Annotated in this window: 8 protein-coding genes and 3 pseudogenes; 6 read left to right on the top strand and 5 right to left on the bottom strand. The window is 61.6% G+C overall.

Annotation, left to right across the window (positions count from 1 at the left end):
- Both AC630_RS39480 and ku read right to left on the bottom strand, forming a co-directional pair.
- The coding region (locus AC630_RS39480) for a metallophosphoesterase family protein (RefSeq protein WP_074123746.1) at positions 1–374 on the bottom strand (374 nt) is incomplete at its 3' end.
- A 77-nt stretch (positions 375–451) separates the two neighbouring features.
- A complete protein-coding gene (gene ku / locus AC630_RS39475) occupies positions 452–1,378 on the bottom strand; it encodes a non-homologous end joining protein Ku (protein WP_074123745.1) in 927 nt (308 codons plus the stop codon).
- Between the two features lie 142 nt (positions 1,379–1,520).
- On the opposite strand from ku, the gene AC630_RS39470 reads away from it, so the two are divergent.
- Entirely contained in the window at positions 1,521–1,925 is a 405-nt protein-coding gene (locus tag AC630_RS39470; RefSeq protein WP_074123744.1) for a hypothetical protein, read from the top strand.
- Positions 1,926–1,964: 39 nt separating this feature from the next.
- Complete coding sequence (locus AC630_RS39465; RefSeq protein ID WP_074123743.1) at positions 1,965–2,414, top strand: hypothetical protein; 450 nt, start codon at positions 1,965–1,967, stop codon at positions 2,412–2,414.
- A 258-nt stretch (positions 2,415–2,672) separates the two neighbouring features.
- Here AC630_RS39465 and AC630_RS48560 read toward each other — a convergent pair.
- Positions 2,673–3,696 (bottom strand): annotated as a pseudogene (locus tag AC630_RS48560) (IS110 family RNA-guided transposase).
- 86 nt (positions 3,697–3,782) lie between these two features.
- Here AC630_RS48560 and AC630_RS39455 point away from each other — a divergent pair.
- From AC630_RS39455 to AC630_RS47545, 4 genes and pseudogenes are all read left to right on the top strand, one after another.
- Positions 3,783–4,487 (top strand): annotated as a pseudogene (locus tag AC630_RS39455) (SOS response-associated peptidase).
- 127 nt (positions 4,488–4,614) lie between these two features.
- A complete protein-coding gene (locus AC630_RS39450) occupies positions 4,615–4,884 on the top strand; it encodes a hypothetical protein (protein WP_074123742.1) in 270 nt (89 codons plus the stop codon).
- A gap of 40 nt (positions 4,885–4,924) precedes the next feature.
- Positions 4,925–5,251 carry a hypothetical protein gene (locus AC630_RS46500; RefSeq protein WP_143198677.1) on the top strand — a complete coding sequence of 109 codons (327 nt, stop codon included), beginning with the start codon at positions 4,925–4,927 and terminating at the stop codon, positions 5,249–5,251.
- Between the two features lie 6 nt (positions 5,252–5,257).
- A pseudogene (locus tag AC630_RS47545) lies at positions 5,258–5,410 on the top strand (non-homologous end-joining DNA ligase); the annotation flags it as partial.
- Positions 5,411–6,113: 703 nt separating this feature from the next.
- On the opposite strand, the gene AC630_RS39440 reads toward AC630_RS47545, so the two are convergent.
- On the bottom strand, positions 6,114–6,998 hold the full coding sequence (locus tag AC630_RS39440) for a COG3904 family protein (RefSeq protein ID WP_074123741.1): 885 nt from the start codon (positions 6,996–6,998) through the stop codon (positions 6,114–6,116).
- Between the two features lie 762 nt (positions 6,999–7,760).
- Positions 7,761–8,004 (bottom strand): hypothetical protein (locus AC630_RS46495; protein ID WP_074123739.1); only part of this gene is annotated, 244 nt, incomplete at its 5' end.

Below are 8,004 nucleotides of genomic sequence, written 5' to 3'. Positions count from 1 at the left end.
CCGGCACTGCCGGGATTCACGTAGAGTAAGCCGTCGACGGTGTTGATCTTCGGCACGTGGGAGTGGCCGGAAACAATGACATCAATGCCCTGAACTACAGGATCAATCTGCAGGGTGTTGAGGTCGTGCAGAACGTAGAACAGCCGTCCGGCGAGCCGCACGAACTCGGTTTCGGCAGAGTCGGTGGCCCACTCGCCCGTGTCCACGTTTCCCCTGATCGCCGTGACGGGGGCAATTCTCCGCAGCGCGGTGATGATCTCGGGATCGCCGATGTCGCCGCCGTGAATGATGTGGTCGACATGGGCCAACGCGCGAAGCGCCTCCGGCCTAAGCAGGCCGTGCGTATCCGAGATGATGCCGATGGTGAAGGTCATGGAAGCGTCCGGTTGATGCAATCGCGCGTTGGGCCGCGGCTTCCTGATGCACCGCCGGTGCCCCGGACATCAAGCGCCTAAGCCGACTTCCGCCGCTGGCCCGTCGCGGGCTTCTTCGCCGCTGCTTCCTTCGCCGGCTTCTTGCCTTGGATCGGCATCAACATCTCTTTCTGGCCCGCCGCCACCTTGCGCGGCTTCTTGGCGGGCTTTGCCGCCTTCGCCGGCGCAGCCTCTCGACCAACGCTCTGCCGCAGCGCCTCCATCAGATCGACCACGTTTTCGCCTTTGGGCCGTTCCTTCGGGCGGATGATCTTGCCCGCGCGCTTCTGGTTGATCAGGTCGACCAGCGCGGTCTCGTAATGATCCTCGAATTTCTCGGGCTCGAACGTGCCCGTCTTCTGATTGACGATGTGCCTTGCGAGATCGAGCATGTCCTTGGTGACTTTAACATCCTGGATCTCGTCGAAATACTCCTGCTCGGAGCGAACCTCGTAGGGATAGCGCAGCAGAGTGCCGACGAGCCCCTTCTCCAAGGGCTCGAGCGCGATGATGTGCTCGCGGTTGGTGAGAACCACGCGGCCGATCGCAACCTTGTCCATCTCCCGAATGGTTTCCCTGATCACCGCAAAGGCGTCGTGTCCGACCTTGCCGTCGGGACGCAGGTAGTAGGGACGGATCAGATAGCGCGGGTCGATGTCGGCCTTGTCGACGAATTCGTCGATCTCGATGGTCCGCGTTGACTCCAGCGCCAGTTCCTCGAGCTCCTCCTTGGTGACCTCGATGTACTGCCCTTTGTCGAGCTCGTAGCCCTTGACGATGTCCTCGTTGGCGACCTCATCTCCGGTATCGGCGTCGACCTTCACGTACTTGATCCGGTGACCGGTCGCGCGATTGAGCTGATTGAAAGAGATTCTCTCGGATTCCGATGTCGCCGGGTAGAGCGCCACCGGGCAAGTGACGAGCGACAGGCGTAGGAAGCCTTTCCAGTTGGCGCGCGGGGCCATCGTACGCAGAACTCCAGTTGGCGGGCGGCTTGGATTCAAGACGAACGGTAGACCATGGTTCCGACAGTCTCGCCTGCCGGCTAGTGCACTTTTTTCGGCAAGCGGACTCGACGTTTTGTTCTCGTTATGTTCTATTTGGAATATGAACGATCGACCGGCGAGTTGGCGCTTTCCGACCATCAAACAGATCCAGAAGCTGGCCAACGCCCCTGTCGTCGGCAAAGGCGCCTCTCCGGTGCCGGCCGTCGGCCCGGCCGACGACTTGCCGGCTGCCTACTGGGCAGCCCTCCTCGGGGACGAGCGAGCCGACGCCGCTCGCGCCGAAAAGCCGATCCAGGCGCGCAAACTGTCCGAGATCGGTCGTCACGTGCTGCGGGTCTCCTGCAGCCGCTGCGAGCGCATCGTCGAGATCCAGAAGGTCGATGCGCTCCGCCTCTACGGTCCGGATGCAGTGTGGCGGGATGTCGGCCTGCGTCTGCTGGGCAACACATGCCGAGCGCGGACGGGTCGCCACGAAGAGGACGGCTGCTGGCCTTCGTTCGAGTAGTCGCCGCCGCGGCCACACGCATCAGAACGGGATGCCGGCATGGCACCGAAGCATCATCCGACGCCCCTGAGCGGCGGCGACCGCAAGGCGCTCGCCAAGGAGCTCGGCCGCGCCCGCGCGATGACGACGATTCTCGCGGCGCAGTCCGCCGAGGCCCGTGCCAAGGGCGAGGCCCTGCTCCGGACGGCGGACAAGCTGCTCTGCGAAAGCTGGAACGAGCGGATGTGGGCCGACGGCGGGTCGATCGACCCGTCGCCGACCATCGATCAGGGCATCAACGGCGGTTACGCCTGGTTCGAGATCGAGTGCTCGCGGTGCAAGACCCGCCGGGACGTCGATCTCGCCGCCCTGCGCCATCCGCCGACCACGTTCGTCCACGACTTGGTAAGCCGGCTCCGCTGCAGCAAATGTGCTAAGGCCGGCCGCCGGCCGTCCGCCACGCTTCTGCAACTGACACCGCGCCCTCGCCAGCCCGCTCCGGAGACTTGATCGTGTGCAATCTCTTGTCTGATTGCGGTTGCTGGCACAAGGGTTCAGCTTGTTACGACAGCCTGCGAGGCTCGCTCTTGTCTACGAGGTCGACGAGGTCGACGTTCATAGCCGCCTCACGATGGTAGTCCGAAGATCGGGAGCTGCTATCTACTAGGCGCGTGCTGCATGCACAGAGATTGCAGCGCAGTCACCCCGACCTCGTCCTCGCAGGACGTCGTTCCGCCTTTTCGGCGGATCCGCTGAATTGCTAATCGATCATGCGGTCGCCTCCTCGCGGGTCCATCGGAACTCGCTACCATCTGCCCAGATCCGATGCATCACGATCGCCAGTTTTCGTGCGACTGCTACGACTGCTCGGCGAAGGCCGCGTCGCTTGGCCACCCTTACACCCCAGGCTTTCAATGCGGACCAACGCCGGGTGCGGGTTAGAAGCGCAAGCGCGGCCGGATAAAGTATGGTCCTGAGCATAACATCGCCGCACCTCGAAATAGCGCCATTCCGATCGGTTTCTCCGGATGCGTATTTGCGTGGCGTGAGGCCGAGATGCGCGCCAACGTCGCGGGAGCGTTGAAAGCGATCCGGGTCGTCAATGGTTGTTAGGAAAGTGATTGCCGTCAGTGCTCCAACGCCTGGTATCGTCATGAGCCGCTGACATGTCGGTTCGCGGCGCACTATTTCAAGTACCATCTTGCGTAGGACGCCGTACTGTTCACGCAGCGCGGCCCGAGCCACAAGCATTGAGCATCGCCGCGAGCCGTGGATGGCCATCTGTGGTTAGTTTGTTGCTCAAACGTCACTTGAGATATACGACCAGACAGCTTTAAGGCGAAGACGCGTAGGACGCCGCGAATTTCATTCTCGATATCGATCTGCTGATCAGAAGCGTCTTGCGATTGTTGAGAAGCATTCGTAGCTCCTGGCTCAGGTCACCCTTGATATGAACAACGGTGTACCAGCCGACCCGCATTACCTGTGCAATAGCGCGAGCGTCGTTTCGATCGGTCTTAATCGGCATTGTCTTAGTCACGCCACGCAGTCTTCGGGGATCGATGCAGACTGCGTGTAAGCCGGCAGCACGCAATTCGCCGTACAGCCAACGAGCGCGACCACCAATCTCAATCCCGATCTTGACAATGGGCAACCCGCTTTCGTTGAGCCAGGCAACAATAGCCTCCGGTTCCGAAAGTGCTTTGCCCTCGCGAATGACGACGCCATTCTCGTCCACAACACAGATAGCCCTCTCCTTTAGCGAAACATCCAGACCGACATAGTGCTTCATATTCTCGCTCCTGCTGCCGCCGGCTCGCCGGTTTCCCTTCCAGGCTGAGCATTTCGAGCAGCAACCGCAATCACCCCATCTATTCGATGACGAAAAACGTGGACGCGATCCGCCGTCTCTTCGGTGCGCTCAATAGCAAAGTTGGCAACCTGCCCTCGATGCCGGGCATCTTTCCGGACTATCCCGCGCCGATCGTGCGTAACGCTGCGGACGGGCGCGAGATCGCGATGGCGCGCTGGGGCATGCCGAGCTCGCAGCGAGCGTTGATGGACGCGACGAAGAAACGAGCCGAGAGGCTCGAAGCCAAGGGCAAGCCCGTCGATTTCAAGGAACTGCTCCGGATGGAGCCGGATTCCGGGACTACCAACATCCGCAATGTGAACAGCGCGCATTGGAAGCGGTGGCTGGGTCCGGAGCATCGCTGCCTGGTGCCATTCACCTCGTTCAGCGAGTACGACACCATCGACGGCAAGAAGGTACCGGTCTGGTTCGCTCCGGACGCGAGCCGGCCGTTGCTCGCGTTCGCCGGCCTCCGGACGAACTGGACGTCGGTCCGCAAGGCCAAAGAAGGCGAAGTGACTGCAGACGTCTTCGGATTTCTGACCACAGAACCGAACGCCGAGGTGAAGCTTGTTCACCCCAAGGCCATGCCTGCAATCCTGACTACGACCGAGGAGTACGATCTATGGCTCCACGCCCCTTAGGAGGAAGCCAAGGCCCTGCAGCGCCCTCTTCCGGACGGCGCGCTGGAGATCGTCGCCACTGGCGAGAAGGAAGACCCAGCCGCGTAGCGCTGTGCATAGGATGACGGAACAGGTGGACAAGCCGTAGCCTTGCCGATTGCGAATCCCTGCCCCGTGCTAACCGCCCGGAACGAGCAAGGGGCCGGAAGGATTCGTCCTGGCAGGAGCGACTGCTATGCTGATGACGAAGGAAAGACGGCCAGCGATCCGCACGCCGCGCGGCTGGGCGATCTCTGTGCTGCAGGCCGCCGGCGCCGTCCGTGAGTGCGAGGAGCACGGCTGGATCCAGGACCGTGCGGACCCGCACGCCCGCGAGCGGGCCTTCGAGATCGCCAGTCACGATCCGCCGTCCGGCTGTTCTCAGGAGCAAGCAGTCGCCGCAATTCGGGACGTGCTGGACTCGATCGGCGATACTTGCCCCGATTGTCCCGCAGACGATCCCTGAGGCTCCGCCGGTTCGACCGGCTGGGCGCCGAAAGAGGTCAATGTTCGAGGCCGAAACACACCTGGCGGCCCGTTTTCCGTTTAGCCTTTCCGGACCGGCTTGTGTCCTGCCGTTCGTTGCAGCTATTTGGGGGAATCGTCATTGGAAGTGCGAGGCGGGATTGGCCGAAATCAGTTTGAGAGCCAGCCAGTACGTGTGCGACTCCTGCACGCTGGAGCGAGGCAAGCCGATGACGGCTTTGGTCCGCATGATGCCGAAATCTGTTCGTTCTGTTCGACAAGCTCGTCGGGGACGAGTGGTGGGGCTGTCCGCGATGCTTCGAGCCAAAATTCCCGGTCAAGCCACGCAAGAAGGCTCCGAAGAATGACGAGGCTACCCTAGCGGCCGCGGCAACAACTGGGTCAAGAAGACCTGCGCACAACGCGAGACCCTGACCATCGCCGGCTTCGCGCTCGATGAAGGCAAGTGGGACGGCATCTATCTCGGCCGGCGCAAGGGCGAGGATCGCGTCTACGCCGGCAAGGTTGTGGGGCACGCGACGGTCACGGCCGACAAAATCCTCGTTGCGGCGGGCGCTTGGCCGGTGTTGCCTGATGAACCTGGCGTCCGCGCGGCTTCTTACCTTGGATCGGCATCAGCATCTCCTTCTGGCCGGCCGCTACCTTGCTTCGCTTCTTGGTGAGCTGAACGGTTGGCCCGGAGGAGTGCCGAAGACGGCCGTCGGCGCGGGGGGCAAGATTGCAAGTCCCCGGGCTGCAGGCTGTTCGATTTAACCCGACGTTCGTAGACGCGCACACGAGCGCGCAGGAACCCATCTCGTTGAAGACCTCGCTGGGCGCGTCTTCGTTCAGCCAATGGCTCGACGCCCTACAGGAAGACGAGCGCGGGCCCTCGCTTCCCCTCTCCAACTACGCACCCGCGCGGGAAAAGGTGAGTATCCGCCGCCTGCCCTCGACAGCACTGCAGCGGCGCAGCGAACGAAGGCACTGCTTAGGGGCAAACAATCCCGCTGATCGCCGTCATAAATCCGTAATCTTAATTCACTGAAGGCTTGCGGTGACATAGGTTGGGCATCAAGAGACCAAGAGACGGGGCAAGCCATGACGGCAGCCGCCTTCTGGGCTCGCAAGGAACTCGTTGATTTCGAGCGGCGCGAGAACGAGTTCCGAAAAAGGGACCGACGAGCGGGCCGCAGAGTTGCGACTTCCTCTGGAGGAGATCAAGATTCACTAGCGTGTGCGGGCTCGTTGTTGTTGCCCTGACGCCGACGCTGCCGCCCTCACGACGCCCATCTGCCTCACCACTTCAGCCGAATTGATCGACCTCGCCGGTTCCGGATATGTCTCGGTCGCAATGGCACTGCCGACGAAGCGCCCCTGCACGGGTTTGGGCTTAAGCTCGACCGTCGCTGCGTTGGGGCTGTCCGGCTGATCATCCATATTGGTGTTGACGAGATTGGACAGTCGCAATTCGTCCCGTGACAGCTCATGCAGATCTTCCCAGGGCGGCACGTTCAGCGAGAGCAACAACAGATCGCCGGCACCGCCCATGTCGAACGTGTATTTGGCAAGACGTCCAATATCGCGTTCCACGATCGTCAGATCATCTGCGCTGTAGGTCGCGGCCCTGGCGTCATTGGCGCGGTCGCCCATCCATATCTGATGCACACGAACATGGGCGGTCTCGGGCACGTAACGCGTCTTGCCCGACAGAAGCAGGAACACGCACATCGATTCGCAATAGGCCACAGGCCGCATGTTAACGAGATCGTCCTGCGCCGTATTGGTCTGAACGCTGACACCGACGGTGGTCAGCACCCCGAGATTGCGCCAGCGCCGTCCAAGCGCGATCAAATCGTTGACCGAACCGCCGCTGGAATCCAGCACGATGGTCACGCCGCCGAGCTGTCGACCGCGCGCGAATTCATCGAAATCCCTTGGACTATCGGCGGTCACGATGCCGACAGCGCTGATCCAGCCCCGGCAATTCGGCTGGCAAGCGACCCAGCTAAACTTCATCGGCAATTTGCGTCCTTCGACGGCAAGGCCAGCATGCGCCGAACCGCTCAGCATGGCCACCAATACGATGCAAAGAGCGGCGCCAATGAGCAGCATCAAACCTCGGATTTGCGCCCAACGAGCGCGAGCGGAGGTTAGGTCGGAGATGCCGGCGCAATCCGAAGATCCGGCCCTCGAGACGAGCATGATAACCTCGGCTTGGCTATCGAGTGAGGCTGGCCACATCGCGGCGGCGTGCATACAGCGACGACGGCTGGTGCTCACCGGCCGGTGGTACTGCTCGAGCATCGACTATCAGCCACGCTTGATGCCTGGCGCGCCATTTGGGACCAGGGCCGCGCATGTAGTGCAGCTCGGGACGGTAACTGTCGCGCACGTCCAGAATCAGGTTGCGAACGACGCTGGCGAAGTCCGAGGCAGACTCAGCCGTCCTGCGAGCACAACCTGACAATGCGGTTGCATCCATGATTCTCATCGCTGGAACTCCTCCATTGTCGCTCGATAGATCGGGCGATTAACACCCCGAGCGTAGTCACGAGAGGAGAACCAAACCATTGTACAGAGGTCGATCGTGCACGGTACATCGGCTAAGAATAGCAAACCTAAGTTTAGGGTCTGCCTACCCGAGCCTGAGCCGGCCTTCAAACCGACGCTTACTCGGACCTGCCGCGATGCAACGCCGCCCAACTCACCTGCACCCGCTTACTAGAGAGCAAACGTGGAGGGATTTTCGTGCGCGAAGGTGGCGCCGGGCCGGCCGTGCTTCTCTTGCATGGCTTTTCCAGAGACGGGCTTGATGAGGCGCGACGAGTTGGAGCCAGTGGGCCGTAACAACTACTGATCGCCCTGCGCTCGGGATCAGCCCATGCTCCCCGGCATGAAGCAGCGCGCCTTCGGGTGGCCATTTAGGTTGTAAGGCCAGACCATCGTGCGGCCAGCGCGGTTCGGTCCATCCACGACAGCGTCGTTCGGAACATCAACCCACTCACCATCAATGCGTACGCGATAATGACCATCCTTAGTTTCCCAATCGGCGTCATCAACGCGCTTCGCATCGCTGCCATCGCAGCAGGGCCCTTTGCCGCTGCGCAAGCTCTCATAC

The organism is Bradyrhizobium sp. AS23.2, from assembly GCF_001908185.1.
Taxonomy (GTDB): Bacteria; Pseudomonadota; Alphaproteobacteria; order Rhizobiales; family Xanthobacteraceae; genus Bradyrhizobium.
Note: the sequence above shows the minus strand (reverse complement) of the source record. Positions and strands in the feature narration are given on the sequence as shown.

What these genes read in the sequence shown, in the direction of transcription:
- AC630_RS39450 (WP_074123742.1), top strand. Translation starts at nt 4,615, where the DNA reads ATGCTGATGACGAAGGAAAGACGGCCAGCGATCCGCACGCCGCGCGGC.
- AC630_RS39465 (WP_074123743.1), top strand. Translation starts at nt 1,965, where the DNA reads ATGGCACCGAAGCATCATCCGACGCCCCTGAGCGGCGGCGACCGCAAG.
- AC630_RS46500 (WP_143198677.1), top strand. Translation starts at nt 4,925, where the DNA reads ATGTTCGAGGCCGAAACACACCTGGCGGCCCGTTTTCCGTTTAGCCTT.
- ku (WP_074123745.1), bottom strand. Translation starts at nt 1,378, where the DNA reads ATGGCCCCGCGCGCCAACTGGAAAGGCTTCCTACGCCTGTCGCTCGTC.
- AC630_RS39440 (WP_074123741.1), bottom strand. Translation starts at nt 6,998, where the DNA reads ATGCTGCTCATTGGCGCCGCTCTTTGCATCGTATTGGTGGCCATGCTG.
- AC630_RS39470 (WP_074123744.1), top strand. Translation starts at nt 1,521, where the DNA reads ATGAACGATCGACCGGCGAGTTGGCGCTTTCCGACCATCAAACAGATC.